Genomic DNA, 25,629 nt, shown 5'->3' with positions numbered 1-25,629 from the left:
CCAGCTTTCCAGCTTTCCATCGGTGCCAGCCCAACACGGGCGAGCGGAGGTTCATGGGGTTGGACACACACGAGCGGGTTCGCGCACACTGGGCCGAGGCGGCCCGCACCCTGGAGCGGTTCGCCGAGGACGCGGCGGCCGAGACGGCCCGGGTGGCCGAGGCCGTGGCCGGGCGGTTGCGGGGGGGCGGGAAGCTCCTCGCCTTCGGGAACGGCGGGTCGGCGGCCGACGCCCAGCACCTGGCGGCCGAGTTCGTGAACCGGTTCCTGCGGGACCGGCCGCCGCTCGCGGCGGTGGCCTTGACCACCGACACCTCCGCGCTCACGGCGATCGGGAACGACTTCGGGTTCGACGAGGTGTTCGAAAAGCAGGTGCGGGCCCTGGCCCGGCCCGGCGACGTGGCCGTGGGCATCTCCACGAGCGGCCGGAGCCCCAACGTGCTCCGGGGGCTTCGGGCGGCCCGGGAGGCCGGGTGCCTGTGCGTGGGGCTCACGGGCGAGGCCGGGGCCGCCATGGCCGAGGCCTGCGACCACCTGATCCGGGCCCCGAGCCGCCACACCCCCCGGATCCAGGAGTGCCACGTGGCCTGGATCCACGCCCTGTGCGACCTGGTGGACGAGATCCTCTTTCCCGCGGAACCCGCCTGATGGCCAAGCGCTTTCCCCCCCACGCCGAGCTCGACCCGGCCGGCGCCGACACCTACCCGCTGGCCGAGCGGCCGAGCAAGGTGCACCGGAAGGACTTCCGGCCCCCCTTCCGGCCGGGCGGGAGCTTCCGGGCGTTCGTGGAGAGCCTGCCGGCCTTCCTCCAGGCCGAGGACCTGCGGGCCCTGGCCGGGGCCGTGGCCGAGGCCCACCGGGCCGACCGGGTGGTGCTCCTGGGCCTCGGGGCCCACAACATCAAGGTGGGCCTCCAGCCCCTGTACGCCGACCTCATGGCCCGGGGGCTCCTGAGCGGCGTCGCGGTGAACGGGGCCTGCGTGGTCCACGACTTCGAGCTCGCGGCCGCGGGCCACACCTCCGAGGACGTGGCGGCCCAGTTCCGGGAGGGGCGGTTCGGCATGGCCCGGGAGACGGGCGAGTGGGTGAACCGGGTGGTCCGCCGGGCCCGGGACCGGGGCCTGGGCCTGGGCTACGCGGTGGGCGAGGCGATCTGGGAGGACGGGCTCCCCTATCGGGAGTCGAGCCTGCTCGCCGCGGCCTACCGCCACGGGGTCACGGCCACGGTCCACGTGGCCGTGGGGACCGACATCGTGCACATGCACCCGGGGTGCGACGGCGCTGCCCTGGGCGAGACGAGCCTGAGGGACTTTCGGAAGTTCGCGGCCCTGGTGGCCGAGCTGGAAGGGGGGGTGTACCTGAACGTGGGAAGCGCCGTGGTGCTCCCCGAGGTGTTCCTGAAGGCCCTGACCCTGGCCCGGAACCTGGGCCGCGAGGTGGCCCATTTCACCACGGCGAACCTCGACTTCGTGCGCCACTACCGGCCCAGCGTGAACGTGGTGGGCCGGCCCACGGGCGGGGGCGGCCGGGGCATTCACCTGACCGGGCCCCACGAGATCCTGGTGCCGCTCCTGTTCGGGTGGGTGCTGGAGCTTCTGGAAGGGGGGCCGTGAGCCGCCCGCGCTACCCGGTCTTCCTGGACCTGCGGGGGAAGCCCGTGCTCGTGGTGGGCGCCGGCCGGGTGGCCGAGCGGAAGATCCGGGGGCTTCTGGCGTGCGGGGCGCGGGTGCGGGTGGTGGCGCCCGAGGCGGCCGTGGGGGTTCGGGGGCTCGCCGAGGCGGGGGTCGTGGAGTGGGTGCGGCGGCGGTTCGAGCCCGAGGATCTGGGCGGCATGGTCCTTGCTTTCGTGGCCACCTCCGATCCGGCGGCGAACCGGGCCGCGGCGGCCGAGGCGGCCGCCCGGGGCGTGTGGGCCAACGTGGTCGACGACCCCGAGGGGAGCCCGGTCCACGTGCCGGCCGTGTGGCGGCAGGGGGACGTGGCGGTGGCCGTGTCCACGGCCGGGGCGTCACCCGAGCTGGCGGCCTGGCTTCGCGACCGGATCGCGGCGGCACTGCCGGGGCGCCTGGGCGATCTGGCGGAGTTCGTACGTCGTGTGCGCCAAATGGCCCAGCCGGGCGCCGTGTCGCGCCTGCTCGCCCGGGGCGTGGCCGAGGATTTCGCCCGGGGCGACCGGGCCGCGGCCGAACGCAAAGCGGCCGAGGTGCTTTCCGGATCGGAGCGGGAGGGGTAGGGAGGAGCCATGAGCGTCTGGATGTTGAAGGGAACCGCCCTGGTGTACCTCTTGGCCATGGTGCTTCAGTTGGCCCACCTGGTGACCCTGCAGGAGCCCGTGCGGCGGTGGGCCCACCGGGCCACCTGGGCCGCGTTCGGGCTCCACACGCTTTCGATCGTGGTGCGGTTCGCCGAGGCCGGGTACACCCCGGTGACGAACCTCCACGAGGCCCTGAGCTTTTTCGCCTGGTGCGTGACGCTCCTCTATCTCGTCCTCCAGTTCCGGTTCCAGGTGCCGACCCTGGGGGCCTTCGCCACCCCGTTCGCGGTCGTGTTCGTGCTGGGGGCCATGGCCGTCCCGGGCGATGTGCAGCCCCTGCCGGCGGCGCTCCAGTCCTGGTGGCTCCCGGTACACGTGGGGCTCCTGTTCTTGGGCGACGGCGCCTTCGCCGTGGCCGCCGCGGCCGGCGTCATGTACCTGCTCCAGGAGCGGCAGTTGAAACGAAAGCGGCTCGGGGCCTTGTTCCGGCGGCTCCCCAGCCTTGACGTGCTGGACGAGCTCAACTACCGGTGCCTTACCCTGGGCTTCCCCCTCCTGACCGTGGGCATCATCACGGGGGCCATCTGGGCCCAGCAGGCCTGGGGCACCTACTGGAGCTGGGACCCCAAGGAGACCTGGTCGCTCATCACCTGGTTTCTTTACGCCGCGCTCCTGCACGGCCGGCTCACCGTGGGGTGGCGGGGCCGGCGGGCGGCCATCTGGTCGCTCGTGGGGTTCGCATCGGTGCTGTTCACGTTCCTGGGCGTCAACTTCATCCTGCCCAAACTGATCCCGGGGCTCGAAAGCCTCCACATCTACACCGGATGAGGGGCCGAGAGAGGCGCACATGGACATCCTCGTCGTCGGGTTGAGCCACAAGACCGCGCCGGTGGAGATCCGGGAGAAGGTGGCGTTCGCCGCCGACTGCCTCCACGACGCGCTCGAGCGGGTGCGGGTGGGCGGGGTGGTGCCCGAGGCCGTGATCGTGTCCACCTGTAACCGCGTGGAGGTGTACGCCGCGGCCCGCGATAGGCAGGAGGGGGTCGAGCAGGTGGTGCGGTTCTTCGCCGACTACCACGACATCCCCCTGGAAGAGCTGCGGCCCCACCTCTACGTGTACGAGGGGCCCGAGGCCGTGCGCCACGTGTTCCGGGTGGCCTCGAGCCTCGACTCCATGGTGGTGGGCGAGCCCCAGATCCTGGGACAGGTGAAGGACGCCTACGAGGCGGCCGCGGCCGGCAAGGCCACGGGCCTGGTGCTCAACAAGTTCATGCACAAGGCCTTCAGCACGGCCAAGCGGGTGCGCACCGAGACCGCCATCGCCCAGGCGGCCGTGTCGGTGTCGTTCGCGGCGGTGCAGCTCGCCCGGGCCATCTTCGGCACCCTGGAGGGCAAGAGCGTCCTCGTGATCGGGGCGGGCGAGATGTGCGAGCTGGCCGTGACTCATCTGGTGGAGAACGGGGTCCGGGAGGTCCAGGTGACAAACCGCACCCTGGCCCGGGCCGAGGAACTCGCCGCCCGGTTCGGGGGGCGGGCCGTGCCCTTCGAGGAGTTCTCCTACCACCTGCCCGAGGTGGACATCGTGATCTCCTCGACCGGGGCCCCCCACTTCGTGTTGGGGGTCGAGGCCGTGCGCTCGGCCATGAAGGCCCGCAAGCAAAAGCCGATGTTTCTGATCGACATCGCGGTGCCCCGGGACATCGACCCCCGGATCAACGACCTTGCGAACGTGTACCTCTACGACGTGGACGACCTCCAGAGCGTCGTGGAGCAGAACAAGAAGGAACGGGAGAAGGAGGCCGCCAAGGCCGAGCAGATCGTGGCCGAGGAGGTGGAGAGCTTCCAGGCCTGGCTCAAGACCCTGGAGGTCACCCCCACGATCCGGGCCCTGCGGGAACGGTTCGACGCCATCCGGAAGGCCGAACTCGAAAAGACCCTGCGGGTGTTCGGCGACGGCCTCACCGCCAAGCAGCGAAAGAGCCTCGAGGCCATGAGCCAGGCCATCGTGAACAAGATCCTCCACGAGCCCACCGTGTACCTCAAACGGGCGGCCAACGACCCGGACCTGGAGGCCGCGGTGGACGCCGTGCGCCGCCTGTTCGGGCTCGACGAGGGGGAGGGGAACGGCACGTAGGTCGCGGGTCGTTCGTCGTTCGTCGTGTGTCCCCGGATGGGGACGGCGAGGCCGCCGCCCCGCCGCCAAGCTGCCGAGCCGCCAAGCCGAAACAAGGAGCCGGTTTCGTGAACACCCTACGGATCGCAACGCGAAAGAGCCAACTCGCCCTGTGGCAGGCCAACTGGGTCAAGGGCGAGCTGGAGCGCCTCCACCCCGGCCTTCGGGTGGAGCTCGTCAAGGTGGTGACCAAGGGCGACAAGATCCTCGACGTGCCGCTCGCGAAGGTGGGGGGCAAGGGGCTGTTCGTCAAGGAGATCGAGGACGCCCTCTTGGAGGGCCGGGCCGACATCGCGGTCCACTCCATGAAGGACGTGCCCACCGAGCTGCCCCCGGGGCTCCACCTGCCGGTGATCTGCGAGCGCGAGGACCCCCGGGATGCCTGGTTCTGCCGCTCCGGCTCGTCGTTTCGGGATCTGCCGGCCGGGAGCCGGGTGGGCACCTCGAGCCTGCGGCGCCAGGCCCAACTGCGGGCCGTGCGGCCCGACCTCAGTTTCGAGAACCTCCGGGGCAACGTGGACACCCGGCTCCGCAAGCTCGACGAGGGCCAGTACGACGCCATCGTGCTCGCCGCCGCCGGGGTGAAGCGCCTGGGGTTCGCCGACCGGATCACCGAACTCCTGGGGCCCGACGTGACCCTGCCGGCCATCGGCCAGGGGGCGGTGGGCATCGAGTGCCGGGCGGACGACCCCGAGACCAACGCCCTCATCGCGCCCCTGCGCCATGAGCCCACCTGGATCACCGTGACGGCCGAGCGGGCGTTCCTGGCCCGGCTCGAGGGCGGGTGCCAGGTGCCCATCGCGGCGTTCGGAGAGCTCGAGGACGGCACGCTCCGGCTCCGGGGCCTGGTGGGGAGCCTCGACGGCGCAACGCTCCTTCGGGCCGAGCGGACCGGTCCGGCGGCCGAGGCGGCGGCCATGGGCCGGGCCCTGGCCGAGGAACTCCTGGACCGCGGCGCCCGGGAGATCCTGGACGAGGTGTACCGCCAGAACGCGCCGGACGCCCGGGAGACCTAGTGTGGGCCACAAGGGGTTCGTCTACCTGGTGGGCGCGGGGCCCGGCGATCCGGGGCTCGTGACCCTGCGGGCCCGGCAGGTGCTCGGCCGGGCCGAGGCGGTGGTGTACGACAACCTGGTGCATCCCCGGGTGCTCGACTGGGCCCCGCCGGAGGCCGAGCGGGTGCCCATGGGGAAGATCGGCCACGTCCACCAGCACACCCAGGCCGAGATCAACCAGGCCCTGATCGACCGGGCCCGGGCCGGGAAGGTCGTGGTCCGGCTCAAGGGGGGCGACCCGGCCGTGTTCGGCCGGCTGGGGGAGGAGGCCGAGGCCCTGGCCCGGGAGGGCATCCCCTTCGAGGTGGTGCCCGGGGTCACCTCGGCCTCGGCCGCGGCGGTGTACGCCGGGTTCCCCCTGACCCACCGGGACCATGCCCCGTCGGTCACCTTCGTCACGGGCCACCGCCGCCGGGACGGCGGCGAGGGCCCCGAACTCGACTGGGGGGCCCTGGCCCGGGCCAGCGGGACCCTGGTGGTGTACATGGGCATCCGCACCCTGCCCCAGGTGGTGGAACACCTGGTGGCCGGCGGCCGCGACCCGGCCACCCCGGTGGCCGTGGTGGAGCGGGCCACCTGGCCGGGGCAGCGGGTGGTCACCGGCACGCTCGGCGACATCGTGGAGCGGGCCCGGGCCGAGGGCGTGCGGGCCCCGGCGCTGGTGATCGTGGGCGGGGTGGTGGAACTCCGGGCGCGGTGCGACTGGCTGCGGTGGAAGCCGCTCTTCGGGAAGCGGGTGCTGGTGACCCGGGCGGCCCACCAGTGCGCCGAGTTTTCGGAACTCCTGCGGGACCACGGGGCCGAGGCGGTGGAGCTGCCCCTGATCGAGCTCCGGCCCACGGGCCACGCGAGCGGCACCGAGGCGGCACTCCGGCGGCTCTTCGCGTACGACTGGGTGATCCTGACCTCCGGGAACGCGGTGCGGTTCCTGTTCGAGCGGCTCGACGCCCTGGGCCTCGACGCCCGGGCGTTCGGGGCGGCCCGGGTGTGCGCCGTGGGCCCCCGCACGGCCGAGGCGTTGGAGGCCCGGGGCATCCGGCCCGACGTGGTGCCGGGAAAGTACGTGGCCGAGGCCCTGGTGGAGGCCCTCGCGGCCCATGCCGAACTCCGGGGGGCGAGCGTGCTCGTGCCGCGGGCCAAGGAGGCCCGGGACGTGATCCCCAACGAGCTCACCCGGCTCGGGGCCAAGGTGGAGGTGCTCCCCATCTACGAGAACGTGAAGCCGGCGACCCACCCGGCCGAGGGCCTGGCCGCGGTGAAGGAGGGGGCCCTCGATCTGGTGACCCTGGCCAGTTCCTCGGCGGCCCGAAACTACGCGGAGCTCTGCCGGGAACTGGGGGTGCCGGCCGACCGGATCCCCTGCGCCGTCATCGGCCCGGCCACCGAGAAGACGGCCCGGGCCCTGGGCCTTCCGGTGGCCGTGGTGCCCGAGGAGTACACGCTGCGGGGCCTCGTGGCCGCGGCGGAACGGTATTTTCTGGGGCTAGGCGGCTAGGCGGCCAGGCAGCCGGGCGGCCGCGATCCCTTTTCTCCTTTGCGCACCCGGGGCCCCTGGAGGCTCCGGCACAGAGAAGACCATGACCCAAGAGTTCGTGCCCAAATGGATCGCGTGGGAGACCACGCAACGCTGCAACCTCCGGTGCGTGCACTGCCGGTGCTCGTCGGACCTCGAGGCCGCCCAGGGCGACTTCACCACCGAGGAGGCCAAGAAGCTCCTAGACGACATCGCCGAGGTGAGCAAGCCGGTGATCGTCTTGTCCGGGGGCGAGCCGCTCCTCCGGCCCGACATCTGGGAGATCGCCCGGTACGGCACCGACAAGGGGTTCCGGATGTGCATGGCCACCAACGGCACCCTGGTGACCGACGAGGTCTGCCGGAAGATGCTCGAGGCCGACATCAAGATGGTGTCGCTCTCCCTCGACGGCCCCACGGCCGAGGTCCACGACGACTTCCGCCAGTGCCCGGGCGCCTTCGAGGGGGTGGTGCGGGCGGCGGAACTGTTCCGCAAGCACGGGGTGAAGTTCCTCGTCAACTCGTCGTTCACCAAGCGAAACCAGCCCTACATCGCCGACACGTTCCGGCTTGCCAAGGAGCTCGGGGCCACGGCCTGGTACATGTTCATGATCGTGCCCACGGGCCGGGGCGAGGAGCTTTTCGAGGAGCTCATCTCCAAGGAGGACTACGAGGAGATCCTGGCCTGGCACTACCAGCAGGAGAAGAACGAGCACGAGATCCTGATGCGGCCCACCTGCGCGCCCCACTACTACCGCATCGTGCCCCAGCTCGCCAAAAAGGAGGGCATCAAGTTCCAGCGCCGGAGCCTCACCTTCTCCACCGGCGGGGGCAAGGGGTGCATCGCGGCCCAGTCCATCTGCCTCATCGACTGCTTCGGCGAGGTGAAGCCCTGCTCCTACTTCCCCATGAGCGCGGGCAACGTGAAGAAGACCCCGTTCAAGAAGATCTGGTTCGAGAGCCCGCTGTTCCACGATCTCCGGAACTTCAAGGCCTACAAGGGCAAATGCGGCTCCTGCGAGTTCCTGAACGTGTGCGGCGGCTGCCGCGCCCGGGCCTACGCCGTGAGCGGCGACTACCTGGAGGCCGAGCCGTTCTGCTCCTATGTGCCGAGGCGGCTGGAAGGCCGGGAGGCTGGAAAGCTGGAAGGCTAGGAGGCTAGAAGGCTGGAAGGCTGGAAGGCTAGAAGGCTGGAAGGTCGTCCCTTTCGTCCCTTTTGTCCGTTTCGTCCCTGAAACGCCCATCATCGGGAGACACCCAATATGAGCCGAGCCGACCGATTCCTGAACGCCTGCCGGGGCCTGCCGGTGGACACGACCCCCATCTGGATCATGCGCCAGGCGGGCCGGTACATGCCCGAGTACCGGGCCGTGCGGGCCAAGCACTCGTTCCTCGAGGTCTGCCACGAGCCGGAACTCGCCTGCGAGGTGACCCTCCAGCCCGTGGACATCCTGGGGGTGGACGCGGCGATCCTCTTTTCCGACATCATGATCCCCCTGGAGGGCATGGGCTGCTCCATCGAGTTCAACCCGGGCCCGGTGTTCGCCGAGCCCGTGCGCACCGCGGCCGACGTGGAAAAGCTCCGGGTCTGCGAGCCCGAGGAGGACGTGCCCTTCGTGCTGGAGGCCGTGCGGCTCATCCGTCGTGAGCTCGCCGGCCGGGTGCCGCTGATCGGGTTCTCCGGCGCACCGTTTACGCTCGCGGCCTACATGGTCGAGGGCAAGGGCTCCCGGAACTTCGAGAACCTGAAGGCGATGATGTACGCCGCCCCCGAGGTGTACCGGGCGCTCATGGACAAGGTCACCGACACGGTGATCCGGTACCTCAACGCCCAGATCGCCGCCGGCGCCCAGGCCGTGCAGGTGTTCGACACCTGGGGCGGCATCCTGTCGCCGGCCGACTACGCCGAGTACGTGCTCCCGTACTCGAAGCGGGTCATCGCTGGGCTCGACCGGAGCGTGCCCGTGATCCACTTCGTCAAGGGCTGCGGGCTCCTCCTGGACCACATCCGCACGGCCGGGGGCGACGTGCTGGGCATCGACTGGCACATCGACCTCGCCGACGCCATCGCGAAGGTGGGGGGCGAGTTCGCCGTGCAGGGGAACCTGGACCCCACCGTGCTCCTCGGGCCCCGGGAGTTCGTGCAGGCCCGGGCCCGGGAGATCGTGGAGAAGGGCAAGGCCGCCAAGGGCCACGTGTTCAACCTGGGCCACGGCATCCTGCCCATGGTGCCCGTGGACAACGTGAAGGCCCTGGTCGAAGCGGTCCACGAGGCAGGGGCGAGGGGGTAGGAGCCCCCCTCACCCCGGCCCTCTCCCCCCGGTTGCGGGGGGAGAGGGAGACAGACGGCGGGGGCGTCATGCCGGCGCGGGGCCGGTTCCCCCTCCCCTGGTGGGAGGGGGGCAGGGGGAGGGGGTGAAAGGGACCCGCATGCTCACTCCGGCCCTTTCCCCCCGGTTGCGGGGGGAGAGGAAGCCAAACGGCGGGGGCGTTGTGCCGGCGCGGAGCCGGTTCCCCCTCCCCTGGAGGGAGGGGGGCAGGGGGAGGGGGTGAAAGGAACCAAGACGCTCACCCTGGCCCTCTCCCCCCGGTTGCGGCGGGAGTGGGAGACAGACGGCGGGGGCGTTGTGCCAGCACGGGGCCGGTTCCCCCTCCCCTGGCAGGAGGGGGATAGGGGGAGGGGGTGAAAGGAACCAGCATGCTCGCCCCGGCCCTCTCCCCCCGGTTGCGGCGGGAGTGGGAGACAGACGGCGGGGGCGTCGTGCCAGCACGGGGCCGGTTCCCCCTCCCCTGGCGGGAGGGGGATAGGGGGAGGGGGTGAAAGGAACCCGCATGCTCACCCCGGCCCTCTCCCCCCGCTTGCGGGGGGAGAGGGAGACAGACGGCGGGGGCGTTGTGCCGGCGCGGGGCCGGTTCCCCCTCCCCTGGCGGGAGGGGGATAGGGGGAGGGGGTGAAAGGAACCAACATGCTCGCGTACTTGGCCTGTCTCGCGGCCGGGATCGCCCTGGGGATCACCCTGGGGGCCCGGCCGCTTCTTCGTCGGATGCAGCAGCGGTTTCTGCCGGCCACGATCCTGGGGCTCTTGTTCTTCATGGGCGTGGGGATCGGCCGGGACCCGGACCTTCCGGCCAAGATCGCCCGGTTCGGGTGGGACGGGGGCGCCGTGGCCCTCCTGGCCGTGGGGGGGAGCGTGGCCGCGGTGTGGGGCCTGGACCGGCTCTTCCGGAGGCGGCCGTGACCGCGGCGCTGGTCGCGAGCGTGGTGGCCGGGGCGGTGCTCGCCCAGGCGGGCCTCCTGCCGGCGGGGCTCGTGGCCGCAAGCGGCGAGATCACCCGGTGGGCCCTCTACCTCCTGCTCCTCTGGATCGGGTACGACATCGGCCGCGACCGGGCGGCGCTCCGGCGGCTTTTCACGGCCGACCGCTACGCGCTGCTCGTGCCGGCGGGCACCGTGCTCGGAACGCTCGCCGGCGGGTGGTGCGCCGCCTGGGTCACGGGCCTGGGCCTGCGCGAAAGCCTCGCCGTGGCCGCCGGGTTCGGGTGGTACAGCCTCTCGGCCGTCATCCTCACCGACGCGGGCCACCCGGACCTCGGGTCGGTGGCGTTTCTGGCCAACGTGTTCCGGGAACTCCTGGCCATCGGGCTCATCCCGGTGGTGGCCAAGCGCCTCGGGCCCTACGTGGCCGTGGCCCCGGGCGGTGCCACCACCATGGACACCACGCTCCCCCTGATCGAGCGCTACGCCGGCGACGCCGCGGCCCTGGTGGGGTTCGTGAACGGCTTCCTCCTGAGCGCCCTCGTGCCGGTGCTCGTGCCGCTCCTCCTGGGCGGGGGGTGAGCCGCACGGGGTCGGGAGGGAATCCGTGCCGGCGGCTATTCTCGTCGGCGGCGATGGTCCCCGCGGGGGCATCCCCGGGTGCGCCGTTGCTCGTCGCGCGCCTCGAGGCGGGCCCGGGTCATGCGCTCCCGAAGGCCGCCCTCCTCGAGGAACGCCTTCTCCAGTTGCTCCAACTGCCGGTCGAGCAGGTACGTCGTGATCTTGATGAGCCCAACGATGGCGTTGGCCGCGATGGCCGGGTCCGGGTGCTCCACGGCCCTGCGGAACGTTTCGTAGTCGGCCCCCGGGGTGCACGCGAGTTCCGACAGGCGCCGGGCGTAGGGGTGGGTCCTGGGCCATTCCTCGATCCCCCGGAGCCGCAGGAAGTCGCGGTAGTCCTCGAGCAGTTCCTCCAGGCTCGCCCGGGCCACGTTGGTGAGCTTGATCTCCATCTCCTTCGAGGTGCCCGAGGCCATGCTGGCCTCGACGATGTTCTGCTTGCCCGACCGGGCCGCCTGCACCATCTGGTCCACGGTGCGGTCGCGCGGGTCGAGCCAGCGCTCGCAAAACCGCACCGTGGCCTCGTACACCACGAGGGCCCACTGGTAGCTCAGGAGCTTCTTGTACCCTCCGTGGGGCGGGATGAACCGCTCGGGCATGGGCGCCCCTCCGTTGCCGAGAGAGCCGGCGGTCCAAGGGGCCCAAGGGACGTAAGGGCCTTCGCACCTTTTGTCCCTCGGGTCTCTTGCGTCCCTGTGACCTACGGCCGCCAGGTCTCCATCACGGCCAGAGCCTCGCGCAGGAGTTCCTCGGCCCGCTCCTCGGAGTCGGCCTCGGTGTAGCAGCGGAACTCCGGGGCGTTGCCCGAGGGCCTGAGGTGCACGATCTCCCCCGAGGCGAAGGTGATCCGGAGCCCGTCGGTGGTGTCGGTGGCGGCCACCGGGCCGAACCGGCCGCCGAAGGCGGCCTCGATGGCCGCCGGCCCGCCCTCGGCGAGTTCGCGCACCCGGGCGAGGCTCACCTCGGTGGGGAACTCCTTGAGCCGGTCGCTCGCGGTGTACCGGCGGGGCAGGGCCTCGCGGAGTTCCGACACGGTTTTCCCCTCCCGCACGGCCAGAAGGAGCACGCCCAGGATCACGATGGCCGCGTCGCGGGTGGGCAGGGGCGCGAGTTCGGCCCGACCGAGCCCGATGGGGGAGGCCGTGAGGAACCCCCCGTTCGCCTCGTACCCCACCACGGTGCGGTAGCCCTCGGCCGCGGCCGCGAGCATGCCCTCGATCACGTAGGGCGACCCGATCCGGGTGCGCACCACCTTCCGGAACCACCCGCACTGTTCCACCGCGGTGTTGCAGCTCACCGGGCAAACCACAGCGTCGGCGCCGAGAAGCCGGGCCGTCAGGATGCCCACCACGTCGCCCCGGAGCCACTTGCCCCGTTCGTCGGCCACGAGGGGCCGGTCGCTGTCGCCGTCGGCCGAGACGAGGGCGTCGAGCCGGTGTTCGGCCGCCCAGCGACGGGCGAGTTCCACGTCTTCGGGCCGGATCGCCTCGGTGTCCACCGGGATGAACCGGTCGCTTCGGCCCAGCCGGACCACCTCGGCGCCGAGGCCCCCGAGAATCTCGGCCAGGAGGTCCCGGGCCACGGCCGAGTGCTCGTAGAGCCCGATCCGCTTGCCCCGCAGGAACCCCTCGGGGAAGGCGGCCAGGTAGCGCTCCACGTACCGGCGGCTGGCGGTGGGGTCCTCCGGCGGCATCTCGGGCGGCGCCACGAGGTTCCCCGCCGGGTCGAAGAGTTCGTCGGGAAGCTCCACCACCTGTTCCCGGATCGCCGCCTCGTCGCGCTTCAGGATCTCGCCCCCGGGCCGGGTGTACTTGATGCCGTTTCGGTCGTCGGGGATGTGGCTACCGGTCACCATGACCGAGGGGATGCCTTCCGTGAACCCGTAGAGGGCCAGGGCGGGCGAGGGCAGGAGCCCGCCGTTCACCACCCGGCCACCCCGGTCGGCCACGGCCCGGGCCACGGCCCGGAGGATCCGGGGGGTGGACGGCCGGTGGTCTCCCCCGAGGGCCACCGGCGTGCCGGGCCCGAACTCGCCGAACCCCTCGAGGTGCTGGAGGAACCCCAGGGTGTAGGCGTACGCCACCCGGTCGGTGATGGCCTGGGCCAGGCCCCGGGCCCCGCTGGTGCCGAACTTGACCCCTGTTTGTTCCATGAGGTCCTGGATTCGCATGGTCGCCATGTCGTCCTCTCCTCCCGCGCCGGGAGCCGATGTGCCCGGCGGCGTGTGGCATGAAATGAAACCGAGGCGGGCCGCAATCAACCAGGGGTTGACCGTGTGAACGGCCCGCCGGTAGCCTTGCGCGGCGATTTCCCGTGGGCATGCCGAGGCAACGATGGGGTCCTTTCTTCGAAACGTCAAGATCCGCTGGAAGCTTCTGGCCGTGGTGCTGCCGCTTGTGCTCGGACCCATGGCGCTGGCGGCCGCGGCGGTGGGGTATCTGGCCAAGGAGCTCGCGATCGAGGGGGTCACGCGCACGAGCCGCGACGACCTCGACCACATGGCCGAGTTCGCCCTCGATCTCCTCGCGGCCCACCACCGTCAGTTCGAGGTGTACCGGGAGGACAAGAAACGGGTTCTCCGGGCCGAACTCCAAAGCCTCCTGAATCTGGCCTACGGCCTGGTGGAAGCCCAGCATCGTAGGGAAACGGAAGGGGCGGTTTCCCGCGAGGCGGCCCAGGCCGAGGCCCGCCGGGCCCTGAAGGCGGTGAGCGTGGGCGACACGGGGTACCTCTACGCCATGACGAGCGCCGGGGTGCTCACGGTGCACCTGGCCCTGGAGGGACAGGACATCTCGAACTCCCGGGACGAGGAGGGCCGCGCCTTCATCCGGGAGATGTGCGCCCGGGCCACGGCGGAGCCGGACCGGGTCCACTTCATCGTGTACCCCTGGCGGAACCCCGACCGGGGGGAGGCGACGCCGCGGCGCAAGATGGTGGCCTACCGGTACGTTCCGGCCTGGGACTGGATCGTGGCGGCCGGCGCGTACCTGGACGAGGCCTACGAAGACCCGGCCTTCGAGCGCAACGCCTTCGAGGACCTGAAGCGCCGGATCAAGGAGAAGCGGGTCGGCCGCACCGGGTACATCTACGCCATGACCACCGGCGGGGTGCTCACGATTCATCCGTTTCAAGAGGGGGCGAACATCCTCGACGCCCGGGACCACGAGGGCCGGGCGTTCATCCGGGAGATGTGCCGGCGCAAGGAGGGCTGGATCCGGTACCCCTGGCGCAACGAGGGGGAGCCCGAGGCCCGGTGGAAGATCGTCCGGTACCGGTATTTCGAGCCCTGGGACTGGATCGTGGCCGTGGGGTCCTACGAGGACGAGTTCTACGCCGAGGCCAACCTGATCGAGGGCCGGATCCTCGTGGCCGTGGTGTCGCTGGTGGGCCTGGTGGGGGCGGTCGCGGTGGGGCTCACCTTCGTGGTGGCGGGATGGATCACCCGGCCGGTCCGGGAGCTCACCGGGGCGGTGCGGGAGGTGGAGCGGGGGCGCTCGGACGTGCGGCTCGACGTGCGCGGCAACGACGAGCTCGGGGAGCTCGCGGCCGCGTTCAACCGCATGCTGGGGGAGCTCCGGCGGGTGCGAGAGCTCGAGGCGGAGCTCGGGCGGCAGGGGAAGCTCGCGTCCCTGGGGGTGCTCGCCTCGGGGGTGGCCCACGAGATCAACAACCCCCTGGGGGTGATCCTGGGCTACGCCTCCCACATGGAGCGCAAGCTTCCCCCCGAGGACCCCAACCGGCGGTTCGTGGAGGAGATCCGGCGGGAGAGCCTGCGGTGCCGCCGGATCGTCCAGGACCTCCTCCAGTACGTGCGGGTGCCCCGGCCGGCCCGCCAGGAGGTGGACCTCCACGCCCTGTTGGACGAGATCCTGGATTTCGCGGCCCACCACATCGAACTGGGCCGGGTCGAGGTGGTGCGACGGTGGAGCCCCGGCGTGCCGCCCCTGCGCCTGGACCCCGACCAGATGCGGCAGGTGGCGCTCAACCTCGTGCTCAACGCCGGGGCCGCCATGGAGGGAGAGGGCACGCTCACGGTCTCGACCGCGGTGGGCGAGGGGGCCGTGGAGATCCGGTTCGAGGACACGGGCCCCGGCATTCCCGAGGAGATCCGCGACCGGATTTTCGAGCCGTTTTTCACCACCAAGCCCCGGGGCACGGGGCTCGGGCTCCCCATCACCCGGCAGATCGTGGAGCGCCACGGCGGCGCGATCCGGATCGAGAATCGGGACGAAGGAGGGGCCCGGGTGGTGGTGCGGTTGCCGCTGGACGAGGGGAACGGGTGATGGCGCGCGAGCCGAGGATTCTCTTCATCGACGACGAGCCGGGCCTGTGCCGGATGGTGGAAACCGTGCTCGCCGACGAGGGCTACCGGGTGGACACCTTCACCCGGCCGGTGGAGGCCCTCGAGCGGTTCGAGCCGGGCACCTACGACGTGGTGGTGACCGACGTCAAAATGCCCGGGATCGACGGCCTGGAGATCCTGGAGCGGGTGCGGGCCCGCGACCCCGACGTGCCGGTCATCGTGATCACGGCCTACGCCACCGTGGACCTCTCGATCCAGGCGCTCCGGAAGGGCGCCTACGACATGCTCACCAAGCCCTTCGAGCCCGAGGAGCTCCTGTACCGGGTGCGAAACGCCCGGCAGCACACGGCCCTGGTGGCCGAGAACCGGGAGCTGCGGGACGAGCTCGAGGGCCGGGCGGTCACGGCGGACCTCGTGGGCGAGAGCCCGCGGCTCCGGGCGGTTCTCGAAATGGCCCGGAAGGTGGCGGCCCGGGATCTGCCGGTCCTCGTCACGGGCGAGTCGGGCACGGGCAAGGAGCTCGTGGCCCGGGCGATCCACCGGTTCTCCCCGCGGCGGGAGGCCCGGTTCGTGGCCCTGAACTGCGGCGCCCTGCCCGAGTCGATCCTGGAGGGGGAGCTCTTCGGGTCGCGCAAGGGGGCGTACACCGGCGCGGACCGGGACCGGCCCGGGCTCCTCGAGGAGGCCGACGGCGGCACCCTGTTCCTGGACGAGGTCGGGAACCTGCCCATGGGGGTCCAGAAGAGCCTTCTGCGGTTCCTCCAGGAGAAGGAGTTCCTGCGGCTCGGCGACCGCACCCCCACCCGGGTGGACGTGCGGATCGTGTCGGCCACCAACGCCGACCTCAGGGCGGCCGTGCGCGAGGGCCGGTTCCGGGAGGACCTGTTCTACCGGCTCAACGTCATCACCCTGGAACTGCCGCCCCTCCGGGAGCGCACCTCCGACATCCCGCTCCTGGCGAACCACTTCCTGGCCCAGGCCAACCGGCGGTTCGGCACGAAGCTGCGCGGGTTCACGCCCGAGGCCATGCGTGCCCTGGTGCACCACCCCTGGCCCGGGAACGTGCGCCAGCTCAAGAACGTGGTGGAGGCGGCGGCCGCGGTGGAGGACCGGGAGCGGGTGGGCCTCGACGTGGTGCGGCAGTTCCTGGAGGCCGACGAAGGGGCCCCCGCGGGGGTGGCGGCGGCCGAGGAAACCTACGCCGCGGCCCTGGCCCGGTTCGAGATCGACTACCTGCGCCGGCTCCTGCGCCGCACAGAGGGCAACGTGGAGGAGGCGGCCCGGGTCTCGGGCATGAACGTGGCCACCGTGTACCGGAAGATGAAGCGCTACGGCATCCGCCGGGAGGACTGCGTGGAGCGGCGGGGCGGCTAGGCGGCTGGGCAGCTAGGCGGCTAGGCGGCTAGGCGGCTAGGCAGCTAGGCGGCTGGGCGGCTGGAAGCTCCGGTAGGCCGCGCAGGGCGCGGCCTGTTCGCAGGACCAATGACGTTCCGCTCTCGGGTCCTCGGCGCCGTGGCTTGGCCCAAGGGACCGCAGACCGTGTCAGGTGCCAGAAGTCAGAAGACAGAAGACAGAGGGTTTCTGACATCTGTCCTCTGAATTCTGATCACTGGTACGGCTGCCGCTCCCGCACCGGGCCCCGACCCGGGGTTCATCTCTTGTCGTACTGCCCCCCGCGGCGGATGCGGGGGCCTCCAACGCGGAAGGCCCCTGATTCGCAAATTTGCGAAACCCCCTCGCTCTCCCTCGCAGCACTGCGACTCCTCCCCGCTGGACCCGCGAAAATGCCGTTTGCCTCCATGAAGACCGGCTCAAAGCCGGAACGGAGGCCTCCCCCTTTTCGCGCCCGTGCAAACCAAAACCGGTTTGTCGTCGCTTCCGTGTTCCTTGGTGTGTGAAAAAATTCCGGGAGGTCAATAGGTTATCCGAAAATCAGCGGAGCGTTTCTCCTTTTGGCCCTCCCCTTGCAGATCCCGGGGCAACCCCTTCCGGACCAAGGAGGTGCCGGAGCCATGGTGGACGTCTGCCCCTTTTACAGCCGGTCGAGGCGCGGTCCGTGCGAGGTGGGCTCCTGGCCCATCTCGCCCCACGAGGCCGGGATGATCGCCCGCCACTGCCTCAACCGGTACGAGGGGTGTCCCCGGTACGAGGTGCTCCGCGCCCGGCAGGAAGCCGAGCGGCGGGCCGAGGAGGAGCGGACCATGGGCGCCGAGGTGGCCGCGGTGGAGCACCGGCTCCGGACCCCGCTTACGAGCATCCGGGCGTTCTCCGAGATCCTGCTCCGGTATCCCGACGATCCGGTCCGGCGCGAGGAGTTCGTCCGGATCATCCACGACGAGGCCGTGAGGCTGTCGGCCGCCGTGGACGAGTTGGTGGAGGATCTGGCCGGCCGCAGGGGGCCGGTTCCGGTGGAACCGAAGGAACCCAAACCGAAGGGAGGAAGGACGATGGCAGCGACGACGAAGAACCGCGGGTGGGCCGTGGTGGCCGCCGGGACGGGGATCAACCTGGCCCTGGGCATCCTCTACACCTGGAGCATCTTCAAGGGGGCGATCCGGGCCTCGGTGGAGTCGGGTGGGCCGTTCCGGTGGGATCTGGCCTCGATCAACGACCCCTACGCCGTGTGCTGTCTCGTGTTCGCGTTCGCCATGATCGTGGCCGGCCGGGTGCAGGACCGGTTCGGGCCCCGGCTCACGGCGCTCCTCGGCGGGCTCATGGTGGGGGCCGGGTTCGTCTGGATCTCCCAGACGACCAACTACTGGGCCTGGATCCTGGGATTCGGCGTGCTGGCCGGGGTCGGGATCGGGTTCGGGTACTCCGCGGCGACGCCCCCGGCCCTCAAATGGTTCCCCCCGTCCCGCACCGGGCTCGTGGCCGGGATCGTGGTGAGCGGGTTCGGGCTGGCCTCGGTGTACATCGCGCCCCTGGCCCAGTATCTCCTGGGGGCCTGGGGGCTCCAGAAGGCGATGCTCTTCTTCGGGGTAGCCTTCGCCGTGGTCGTGAGCGCCCTGTCGCTCCTCCTGGTGAACCCGCCGGCCGGGTACCTCTTCGGCGAGGCCGCCCGCCGCACCGACGAGAAGCGAAAGCAGGCCCCGTCGGTGCGTTCCCGCGGCGACTTTCGGCCCGGCGAGATGCTTCGCACGCCCACGTTCTACATCCTGTGGACCCTGTACCTCATCGGCTCGGGCGCCGGGCTCATGGTGATCGGCAGCGTGGCCGGCATGGCCAAGGCGAGCCTGGGCGAGCTCGCGTTCGTGGCCGTGGCGCTCCTGGCGGTGGGGAACGCGGCCGGCCGGATCGTGGCCGGGGTGCTCTCGGACCGTATCGGCCGCACCAAGACCCTGATCGGCATGTTCCTCTTCCAGGCGGCCCTCATGTTCGCGGCCGTTCCGGTGGTGGGCGGCGCGACCCAAAGCGCGGTGCTCCTGGTGGCGCTGGCGACCTTCATCGGGTTCAACTACGGCACGAACCTGTCGCTCTTTCCCTTGTTTGCGAAGGACTTCTGGGGGCTCAAGCACTTCGGCACCAACTACGGCATCCTGTTCACGGCCTGGGGCGTGGGCGGGTTCGTGATGGGCCGGTTGAGCCAGATGCTCAAGGCCTCGACCGGCAGCTACAATCTTTCGTTCCTGGCGGCCGGAACCCTGTTGATCGCCGGGGTCGGCCTCGCCCTGACCCTGCGGGAGGGCAAGCGCTACCAGATCGAGCGCGCCGTCGAGGAAGAGGCCGCCCCGGCCGTGGTCCCGGAGGTCCGGCCCGGCGCCTCGACCGGCACGGCCTGATCCACTCCGGGCTCTTTCGGGAAGGGGAAGGGCGCTCCGCCTTGGGGGCGCCGAGGGAGGAGCGGGGCCCCGGCGTAGGTCCGGGGCCCCGGTTTTTTGTGCTCGTCGGTGCTCGAAATCTCACACCCGGGGGCCGACGAACACCAGGACCTTGGCCGGAGGTTGGGGTGGGTGGAAGACCGGCATCGAGAACACGTCGAACCCCAGGAACTCCCCCTTGAGCACGAGGCATTCGCCCCGGCCGATCACCCGGCCCTGGGCGTCGTAGGCGGCGGCGACGATCTGAAGGTCGTGCTCGGGTTCCGCCCCCGGCCGTAGGCGGATCTCTCCGTTGACGGTGGTTAGTTCATCCCCGTCCCATGAGGCGTAGAGCCCGGCGAGCTCCACACCCGAGCGTTCCTCCAGGTCCGCCTTCCTCTCGACCGAAATCTCTTTCGACGTGGGCATGGGGCGTCTCCTGTCGGCAAACGGTTGCCCGGATGGAAGCCGCCGGTTTCCCCCGGTCCGGACGAAACGTACCTGCCGCCGCTTGTGGGGGGCCGGGGGGGATATCCTCCCCCGTTTTCCTTCGTCGGTCGCCACCCCGGGGGGCGACCAAACGTACCACGGCGTCTCGGCATCGGCCAGCCGGGCTCCCCGCCCCACGCATCTAGGGTGTTGTGCCTCGCTGCGCGGTGGTGCGGGGACCCGTGCAGCCCGCCGGTTCGTTCGGTCGTTGCACGCGAACGGCCCCCGTTGGGCGGGCCGTTCGCGTGGGGGCCTGTCACACGGCGCCCGGCGGGTTCGCCGGGTCGTACCGGCTCATCAGGAAGATGGCTTTGGTGGGGCAGGCCATCATGCAGGCCCCGTCGCCGATGCAGTTCTCCGGGCGCGCCACAACCGCCACCCCGTCCCGAATCTCCAGCACGTTGGGACCAAGTTTCTTGCACAGCGCGACGCAGTGATTGCATCCTAGGCACCGCACCGGATGAATCTCGGGGATGTTTCCCTTCACGAAGGTTCGGCCGAACGCCTCCGCGATCTCCGCCTGCACCGTTTTCTTCTCCATGACTCTTTCCTCCTCGTTTCGTGGGGCGAAAGGGTTCGTTGCCTCCAGCGTAGCGGCGGGGGCGGGGGCTGTACACCCGTAACTTTTTGGTAAGACACGAAAAATCTTTCTGCGGGAGAGCGGCCCGGTGGGAGCGATCGAGGCCTTCGAAACCGTGCTCAAGTGCAAGTGGACCCTGCGGATCCTGGCCCTCCTGGCCGAGGCACCGAAGCGGCCCGCCGAGCTGTTTCGGGGCCTGCCTGGGATCTCCTGGAAGGTTCTCTATGAGCGGCTTGCCCGGCTCGTGGACTTCGGCTTCGTGGAGAAGACGGTCGTCTCCGAGAAGCCGAGCCACGTGGAGTACGCCTTGACGCCCAAGGGGCGCCGGGCGGCGGAAATCGTGGAGATGGTGAAGGCCCTCGACGACCTGTAGGCGCAGGGAGGCGAAGACGTGACCGACTACCTCTTGTTGTTCGGCGTGGGCCTCGTGGCCGGGACCCTCAACGTGATCGCGGGCGGCGGGTCGTTTCTGACCCTGCCGCTCCTCATCTTTCTGGGGCTGCCGGCCACGGTCGCGAACGGCACGAACCGGGTGGGCATCTTCTGCCAAAACGTGGCCGCCGTGTGGGGGTTCCACCGCCACGGGGTGGTGGACTGGCGCTACGTGGTGTGGGCCGCGGTGCCGGCGACCTTCGGGGCGGGGCTCGGCACCTGGGCCGCCGTAGCCATCGGCGACGCGGCGTTCCGGCGGGTGCTCGCGTTCCTCATGATCGCCGTGACCCTGTGGACCCTGTGGGACCCCTTCAAGAAGAAGCAGGCGTTCCTGGAACCGGGCCAGCGGCCCAACGTGGCGGCGCTGGCCATCGGGTTTTTCTTCGTGGGGATCTACGGGGGGTTCGTGCAGGCCGGCGTCGGGTTCCTCATCCTCGCGACGACCACCCTGGCGGGCCTCGACCTGGTGCGCGGGAACGCGGTGAAGGTGTTGAGCGTGCTCATCTACACCGCGCTCTCCCTCGGGCTTTTCGCCTGGCAGGGCAAGGTGGTGTGGGACCTGGGCCTGGCGCTGGCCGTCGGCACCGTGGCCGGCAGCCAGGTGGGGGTGCGGTTCACGGTGCTCAAGGGGCACCGGTGGGTCAAGGCGGTGGTCACCACGGCGGTGCTGGTGTTCGCCGTGAAGCTCCTCCTGATGGGGTAGGGGGGGCTTTCCAACCACGGAGGGCACGGAGAGCACGGAGGGGAGCTCCGGTAGGTGACTGCGGCCTGGACCGCCGGACCGAAGACCGCCGACCGCCGTGAAAAAACACGGGCCGGAAGGAAGCTCCTTCCGGCCCGTTGCACGCTTGGGGGGGGGCGGGTCTTACGAGACCGCCTTCTCCACCCGGTTCGAGCGCAGGCACCGGGTGCAGACCTTGACCCGCTTGGTCGCGCCGTTCACCCGCGCCCGCACCACCTGGATGTTCGGCAGCAGGATCTTCTTCGTGCGGTTGTTCGCGTGGCTCACGTTGTTGCCCCGGGCAGGGCCCTTGCCGCAGATCTCACACCGTCTGGCCATGGTTTCGTCCTCCTACGCGGTTTCGTGCCACGGAAGGCCCGGGGCCTCCCGGCCGTGTTCACTTGGGCGCCGCCTGGCGGCAGCAAAGGCCCGCCTTTCTACCACGATCCCGCGCCGGACTCAAGCGGATTTCCTCACGAGAACGGTTTCCACCAGGGTTTCTTCTCCCCGGTCAGCTTGTAGGTTCGGCCCCGGCTTTTGAGCTCGTGGAGCTCGTCCTCGAGCTCGATGATCCGCTTGTCCCTCTCCTGGATCTGCTCGCGGAGCGCCTGGACCTGCTCCTTGAGCTTTCGGATCACCGTGTCGCGGGGGTCGGGCCCCCGGGCCACCGGGGGCCTGGGCTCCGGTTCCTGGGTTGGGGGAGGTTCCGTGGCCTGGGGCGGCCCCTCGGGCTGGGGCCAGCTCAGGGAGTAGTGTTTGAGCCGGAGTACCACGCTGGGAGGAATCCGAAAGGTCTGGGGCTCCCCCACCGCCCATCCGGTTCCCCCGGGCTGGCACGGATACACCCGGAACTGTTTCGTCTCGAGGAACGCCCACAGGAACCGCAGATCGTCGGGCTGGTCCGGATAGAGCCGGAGGTCGTAGCTCACGGGCTCGGTGGGGATGTCGTAGAGGAGGATCGAGAGGGCCACACAGCCGTCCTCTTCCCGGTTGATCTCGATCCCCATGTCGGCCTCGGCAGCCTTCTGGAGGTCGGGCACCCGCACCAGAAAGTGGGGCATTCCCGTGCGGTCCAGATCGCGCACGATGGCCGCCGTCTCCAGGGCGGCGGCCGCTTCGGGTTCGAGCTGGAACTTCACCGTGGAAGCCTCCCTCGTTTCGGCGGCGACGGGTGGGGTTCGGCGGAGCCCACGGAAGCATACTTCAGCCCCCCCGCCGAGACAACGCCGGCCTACTCGAACCAGTGGCTCTGGCCGAACCCGATGACCACCACCTCGGCCCCGGCGCCGGCCGCCTTGTCGGCGAACTCCCGCGGGTCCTGCACGAGGACGTCGAAGGTGCCGTAGTGCATGGGCACGACGTAGCGGGGCCGCAGGAGTTCCACCGCCTTGGCGGCGTCTTCGGGTCCCATGGTGAAGTTGTCGCCGATGGGCAGGAGCGCCACGTCGATGCGGTGCATCTCGCCGATGAGCTTCATGTCATAGAAGAGCCCGGTGTCCCCGGCGTGGTACACGGTGAGGCCGCCCATCTCCACGAGGAACCCGCAGGGGTTCCCGGTGTACTCGGTTCCCTTGTCCACGAAGGCCGAGCCGTGGTGGGCGATGGTGAGCTTGACCCGGCCGAACTCGAACCCGTGGCTTCCCCCGATGTGCATGGGATGCACGGCGGCACCGCGACGCTGGCAGAACATGGCGAGCTCGAAGGGGGCCACCACCGGCGCCCCGGTGCGTTTGGAGATCTCGATCGCGTCGCCCAGGTGGTCGGCGTGGCCGTGGGTGACGAGGATGGCGTCGAGCGCGGGGAACGCCTCGGGGCCGACCCGGGCGTTGGGGTTCCCGGTGAGGAACGGGTCGATGAGCACCTTGTGGGAGCCGTCGTCCAGCAGGAAACAGGCGTGTCCGTGGTAGGTAACCTCGACCATGACTTCTCCTCCTTTGCCTTCGGGGCGTGTGGATAAGACGGCCGGCCCGGTCGGGCTTCGGCCGAAACCCTCAGCGATGCCGGCACTTTTCTGTAACTATTTGAAATGAAAGACGTTCTTTGTTGCACAAAAAAAGTGCACCTTGGCAAGCCTCCCCATGACCCCTGGGGATTTTCCCGGTATCCACACCGCCGTCCACAGGTTATCCACAGGTCCGTGTGGAAACGGCGGCCCCGGTGGGGACCGTGGGTACACTAGTACTGCAAGGCGCCGGGCGGGGCAACCGTCCCTTGACCCGGGGCCCGGTTTCCCCGTTGAATGACGCCACGCCGGGAACCGGACACCGGGGCGGCACGCAGCGGAGGCCCCGCGGTCGCCCCGGCCGCTGGCCCGAAACGGGCGGTCCGCCCGCCATCCCGGCGAAGAACCGCGACCCTTCTGCCACGAGGTGCTCCCGTGTCTCCCGAGGAACTCAAGGAACTGACCGGTATCGACGTCCTGCCCCGCCACCGGCCGCGCATGGTTTACGCGTGCATCCGGTGCGGCGAAACGACCCCCCTCGACCGGCTCCTTTACACCTGCCCGTCCTGTGGGGGGCTGCTGCGGGTGCGCGACGAGAACTTCGCGGCCCTGCGGGAGCGAAGCGGCGAGGAGTGGCGCCGGGTGTTCGATCTGCGCCGGGCCACCCGGGTGGAGGCCCTCCAGGGCATTTTTTGCTTCCACGAGCTGGTGCTCCCCCACCTGCCCCTGGAAGACATCGTGTACCTGGGCGAGGGCCACACCCCGCTGGTGCGGGCCAACGCCGAGCTGAGCGAGTGGGTGGGCGCCGAGTTCTTCGTCAAGAACGACGGGCAAAACCCCTCGGCCTCGTTCAAGGACCGGGGCATGGCCAGCGCCATCAGCTTCCTCAACCACTACCTGCGGACCCAGCGGCCGGGCACCGTGCTCGGGATCTGCGCCTCCACGGGCGACACCTCGGCCGCGGCGGCGCTCTACCTCTCGTACCTCCCGAAGGGCGCGGTGCGCTCGGCGGTGCTCCTGCCCAAGGGCCGGGTGACCCCCCAGCAGCTCTCCCAGCCCCTGGGCAGCGGCGCCCGGGTGCTCGAGGTGCCGGGGGTGTTCGACGACTGCATGCGGCTGGTGGAGGATCTCGCGGCCCGGTACGAGGTGTTTCTTCTGAACTCCAAGAACCCGGTGCGGATCAACGGCCAGAAGTCGTTCACCTTCGAGGTGGCCCAGCAGCTCGGCTGGCGGGTGGAGCACGCCACCGTGGCGGTGCCCATCGGGAACGCCGGGAACGTCACGGCGATCCTCGAGGGGTTCCTCGATCTGTGGCAGCTCGGCGTGACCGACGGGCTCCCCCGGATCCTGGGCGTCCAGAGCGAGCACGCGAACCCCGTGGCCCGGTGGAAGGCGAGCGGGCACTACGAGCCGGTGACGGTGCGGCCCAGCGTGGCCCAGGCGGCCATGATCGGGAACCCCGTGTCGTTCCCCAAGGTGCGCCAGCTCGTGGAGGAGCACTACGGCGACCGGTTCGCCTGCGTGAGCGTGACCGAGCAGGAGATCCTGGACACCATGCTCCACGTGAACCGCCACGGCCACGTGGTGTGCACCCAGGGGGGGGAGGCCGTGGCCGGGCTCCGGAAAGCCCTGGCCGAGGGGGTGGTGCCGGCCCACGGTCGGTTCGTGTGCGACTCCACGAGCCACCAGCTCAAGTTCGCGGGGTTCCAGGAGGCCTACTTCGCCGGCACCCTGGACCCGGAGTACGGCATCGAGCCCCGGGAGGAACTCGTGAACCGGCCGGTCTCCCTCGAGGCCAGCGCCGAGGCCATCGCGGCCCACCTGGGGCTGCGGCCGCGGGCGGGATAGGCCGCCGGGGCCGGGGGTTGCGAGCCGCGGTTCCCGTGGCAGACTGGGGAGCCGGTGATTCGCCAACGCTCCCGACGGGAGGTGGAACGGATGGGCCGGCTTCGATGGGTCTGGGCGGTGGTGGGGGTGCTCGTCGGGATCGGCCCGGTGCGAGGAGGTGAGGCCATGGCGATGGAGATCCGGTCCTCCGCATTTGCGCACAACGGCGAGATTCCCAGCAAATACACCTGCGACGGTGCGGACGTCTCCCCGCCCCTGGAGTGGTCGGGGGTGCCCAAGGGCGCGAAAAGCCTCGTGCTCATCGTGGACGACCCCGACGCGCCGGATCCCCGGGCGCCCAAAATGACCTGGGTCCACTGGGTGCTCTACAACCTGCCCCCCGACTCCCGGGGGCTTCCCGAGGGCGTCCGCCCCGAGCACCTACCGGCCGGCACGGGCCAGGGGCTCAACGACTGGAAGCGAACGGGCTACGGCGGGCCCTGCCCGCCCATCGGCCGGCACCGGTACTTCCACAAGCTCTACGCCCTGTCGGAGCGCCTGCCCGACCTGGGCACCCCCACCAAGGCCCAGCTCTTGAAGGCCATGGAGGGCAAGGTGCTCGCCGAGGCCCAGCTCGTGGGAACCTACGAACGAAAGAGGTGAGG

Annotated in this window: 25 protein-coding genes and 1 pseudogene; 19 read left to right on the top strand and 7 right to left on the bottom strand. The window is 70.6% G+C overall.

Annotation, left to right across the window (positions count from 1 at the left end; translation table 11 throughout):
• Positions 1-53: 53 nt before the first annotated feature.
• From ACYQ8L_RS01695 to ACYQ8L_RS01645, 11 genes are all read left to right on the top strand, one after another.
• Positions 54-647: a D-sedoheptulose 7-phosphate isomerase gene (locus tag ACYQ8L_RS01695; RefSeq protein WP_459940025.1), complete on the top strand. Its 594-nt coding sequence runs from the start codon at positions 54-56 to the stop codon at positions 645-647.
• Positions 647-1,612, top strand: coding sequence for a GSU2086 family protein (locus ACYQ8L_RS01690; RefSeq protein ID WP_459940024.1), 966 nt, complete (start codon positions 647-649; stop codon positions 1,610-1,612). The genes ACYQ8L_RS01695 and ACYQ8L_RS01690 overlap by 1 nt, the downstream gene beginning before the upstream one ends.
• Positions 1,609-2,232: a precorrin-2 dehydrogenase/sirohydrochlorin ferrochelatase family protein gene (locus tag ACYQ8L_RS01685; protein WP_459940023.1), complete on the top strand. Its 624-nt coding sequence runs from the start codon at positions 1,609-1,611 to the stop codon at positions 2,230-2,232. The genes ACYQ8L_RS01690 and ACYQ8L_RS01685 overlap by 4 nt, the downstream gene beginning before the upstream one ends.
• Before the next feature lie 9 nt (positions 2,233-2,241).
• Positions 2,242-3,081, top strand: coding sequence for a c-type cytochrome biogenesis protein CcsB (gene ccsB, locus ACYQ8L_RS01680; RefSeq protein WP_459940022.1), 840 nt, complete (start codon positions 2,242-2,244; stop codon positions 3,079-3,081).
• 19 nt (positions 3,082-3,100) lie between these two features.
• On the top strand, positions 3,101-4,387 hold the full coding sequence (gene hemA, locus ACYQ8L_RS01675) for a glutamyl-tRNA reductase (RefSeq protein WP_459940021.1): 1,287 nt from the start codon (positions 3,101-3,103) through the stop codon (positions 4,385-4,387).
• 107 nt (positions 4,388-4,494) lie between these two features.
• Entirely contained in the window at positions 4,495-5,442 is a 948-nt protein-coding gene (gene hemC / locus ACYQ8L_RS01670) for a hydroxymethylbilane synthase (protein WP_459940020.1), read from the top strand.
• 1 nt (position 5,443) lies between these two features.
• A complete protein-coding gene (gene cobA, locus ACYQ8L_RS01665; RefSeq protein WP_459940019.1) occupies positions 5,444-6,976 on the top strand; it encodes a uroporphyrinogen-III C-methyltransferase in 1,533 nt (510 codons plus the stop codon).
• A gap of 82 nt (positions 6,977-7,058) precedes the next feature.
• Positions 7,059-8,147 (top strand): radical SAM protein, encoded by a 1,089-nt coding sequence (locus ACYQ8L_RS01660; RefSeq protein WP_459940018.1) that lies wholly within the window; start codon positions 7,059-7,061, stop codon positions 8,145-8,147.
• Between the two features lie 108 nt (positions 8,148-8,255).
• Positions 8,256-9,284 carry a uroporphyrinogen decarboxylase gene (gene hemE / locus ACYQ8L_RS01655; protein WP_459940017.1) on the top strand — a complete coding sequence of 343 codons (1,029 nt, stop codon included), beginning with the start codon at positions 8,256-8,258 and terminating at the stop codon, positions 9,282-9,284.
• A gap of 675 nt (positions 9,285-9,959) precedes the next feature.
• Positions 9,960-10,232, top strand: a complete 273-nt coding sequence (locus ACYQ8L_RS01650; RefSeq protein WP_459940016.1) for a LysO family transporter — start codon at positions 9,960-9,962, stop codon at positions 10,230-10,232.
• On the top strand, positions 10,229-10,831 hold the full coding sequence (locus tag ACYQ8L_RS01645; RefSeq protein ID WP_459940015.1) for a LysO family transporter: 603 nt from the start codon (positions 10,229-10,231) through the stop codon (positions 10,829-10,831). The genes ACYQ8L_RS01650 and ACYQ8L_RS01645 overlap by 4 nt, the downstream gene beginning before the upstream one ends.
• A gap of 35 nt (positions 10,832-10,866) precedes the next feature.
• Here ACYQ8L_RS01645 and ACYQ8L_RS01640 read toward each other — a convergent pair whose 3' ends face one another.
• On the bottom strand, positions 10,867-11,469 hold the full coding sequence (locus ACYQ8L_RS01640) for a four helix bundle suffix domain-containing protein (RefSeq protein ID WP_459940014.1): 603 nt from the start codon (positions 11,467-11,469) through the stop codon (positions 10,867-10,869).
• Positions 11,470-11,570: 101 nt separating this feature from the next.
• Entirely contained in the window at positions 11,571-13,049 is a 1,479-nt protein-coding gene (locus tag ACYQ8L_RS01635; RefSeq protein ID WP_459940013.1) for a phosphomannomutase, read from the bottom strand.
• Between the two features lie 154 nt (positions 13,050-13,203).
• Between ACYQ8L_RS01635 and ACYQ8L_RS01630 the strand changes: the two genes are divergently transcribed.
• The 4 genes and pseudogenes from ACYQ8L_RS01630 (at position 13,204) to ACYQ8L_RS01615 (ending at position 18,955) form a co-directional block, all read left to right on the top strand.
• Positions 13,204-15,153, top strand: coding sequence for a cache domain-containing protein (locus tag ACYQ8L_RS01630; RefSeq protein WP_459940012.1), 1,950 nt, complete (start codon positions 13,204-13,206; stop codon positions 15,151-15,153).
• Positions 15,153-16,547, top strand: a complete 1,395-nt coding sequence (locus tag ACYQ8L_RS01625; RefSeq protein WP_459940011.1) for a sigma-54-dependent transcriptional regulator — start codon at positions 15,153-15,155, stop codon at positions 16,545-16,547. Before ACYQ8L_RS01630 ends, ACYQ8L_RS01625 begins: the two co-directional genes overlap by 1 nt.
• A gap of 638 nt (positions 16,548-17,185) precedes the next feature.
• Positions 17,186-17,533 (top strand): annotated as a pseudogene (locus tag ACYQ8L_RS01620) (histidine kinase dimerization/phospho-acceptor domain-containing protein); the annotation flags it as partial.
• Positions 17,534-17,620: 87 nt separating this feature from the next.
• Positions 17,621-18,955: an L-lactate MFS transporter gene (locus ACYQ8L_RS01615; RefSeq protein ID WP_459940076.1), complete on the top strand. Its 1,335-nt coding sequence runs from the start codon at positions 17,621-17,623 to the stop codon at positions 18,953-18,955.
• 120 nt (positions 18,956-19,075) lie between these two features.
• Here ACYQ8L_RS01615 and ACYQ8L_RS01610 read toward each other — a convergent pair whose 3' ends face one another.
• Together ACYQ8L_RS01610 and ACYQ8L_RS01605 are read right to left on the bottom strand one after the other, a co-directional pair.
• Entirely contained in the window at positions 19,076-19,402 is a 327-nt protein-coding gene (locus tag ACYQ8L_RS01610) for a hypothetical protein (RefSeq protein ID WP_459940010.1), read from the bottom strand.
• A gap of 316 nt (positions 19,403-19,718) precedes the next feature.
• Positions 19,719-20,003 carry a 4Fe-4S dicluster domain-containing protein gene (locus ACYQ8L_RS01605; RefSeq protein WP_459940009.1) on the bottom strand — a complete coding sequence of 95 codons (285 nt, stop codon included), beginning with the start codon at positions 20,001-20,003 and terminating at the stop codon, positions 19,719-19,721.
• Between the two features lie 127 nt (positions 20,004-20,130).
• Here ACYQ8L_RS01605 and ACYQ8L_RS01600 point away from each other — a divergent pair, with 127 nt between their 5' ends.
• On the top strand, positions 20,131-20,415 hold the full coding sequence (locus ACYQ8L_RS01600) for a winged helix-turn-helix transcriptional regulator (protein WP_459940008.1): 285 nt from the start codon (positions 20,131-20,133) through the stop codon (positions 20,413-20,415).
• A gap of 18 nt (positions 20,416-20,433) precedes the next feature.
• Positions 20,434-21,177: a sulfite exporter TauE/SafE family protein gene (locus ACYQ8L_RS01595; RefSeq protein WP_459940007.1), complete on the top strand. Its 744-nt coding sequence runs from the start codon at positions 20,434-20,436 to the stop codon at positions 21,175-21,177.
• Between the two features lie 162 nt (positions 21,178-21,339).
• Here ACYQ8L_RS01595 and rpmB read toward each other — a convergent pair whose 3' ends face one another.
• The 3 genes from rpmB to ACYQ8L_RS01580 form a co-directional block, all read right to left on the bottom strand.
• Complete coding sequence (gene rpmB / locus ACYQ8L_RS01590) at positions 21,340-21,534, bottom strand: 50S ribosomal protein L28 (RefSeq protein ID WP_459940006.1); 195 nt, start codon at positions 21,532-21,534, stop codon at positions 21,340-21,342.
• A 134-nt stretch (positions 21,535-21,668) separates the two neighbouring features.
• Positions 21,669-22,334 carry a hypothetical protein gene (locus ACYQ8L_RS01585; RefSeq protein WP_459940005.1) on the bottom strand — a complete coding sequence of 222 codons (666 nt, stop codon included), beginning with the start codon at positions 22,332-22,334 and terminating at the stop codon, positions 21,669-21,671.
• A gap of 92 nt (positions 22,335-22,426) precedes the next feature.
• On the bottom strand, positions 22,427-23,116 hold the full coding sequence (locus ACYQ8L_RS01580) for a metal-dependent hydrolase (protein WP_459940004.1): 690 nt from the start codon (positions 23,114-23,116) through the stop codon (positions 22,427-22,429).
• Positions 23,117-23,572: 456 nt separating this feature from the next.
• Here ACYQ8L_RS01580 and thrC point away from each other — a divergent pair, with 456 nt between their 5' ends.
• Together thrC and ACYQ8L_RS01570 are read left to right on the top strand one after the other, a co-directional pair.
• Positions 23,573-24,985 (top strand): threonine synthase, encoded by a 1,413-nt coding sequence (gene thrC, locus ACYQ8L_RS01575; RefSeq protein ID WP_459940003.1) that lies wholly within the window; start codon positions 23,573-23,575, stop codon positions 24,983-24,985.
• A 165-nt stretch (positions 24,986-25,150) separates the two neighbouring features.
• Positions 25,151-25,627 carry a YbhB/YbcL family Raf kinase inhibitor-like protein gene (locus tag ACYQ8L_RS01570; protein ID WP_459940075.1) on the top strand — a complete coding sequence of 159 codons (477 nt, stop codon included), beginning with the start codon at positions 25,151-25,153 and terminating at the stop codon, positions 25,625-25,627.
• The last annotated feature ends 2 nt before the right edge of the window (positions 25,628-25,629 follow it).

Source organism: Deferrisoma palaeochoriense, from assembly GCF_054656955.1.
This window is presented reverse-complemented; position numbering and strand designations above follow the sequence as displayed.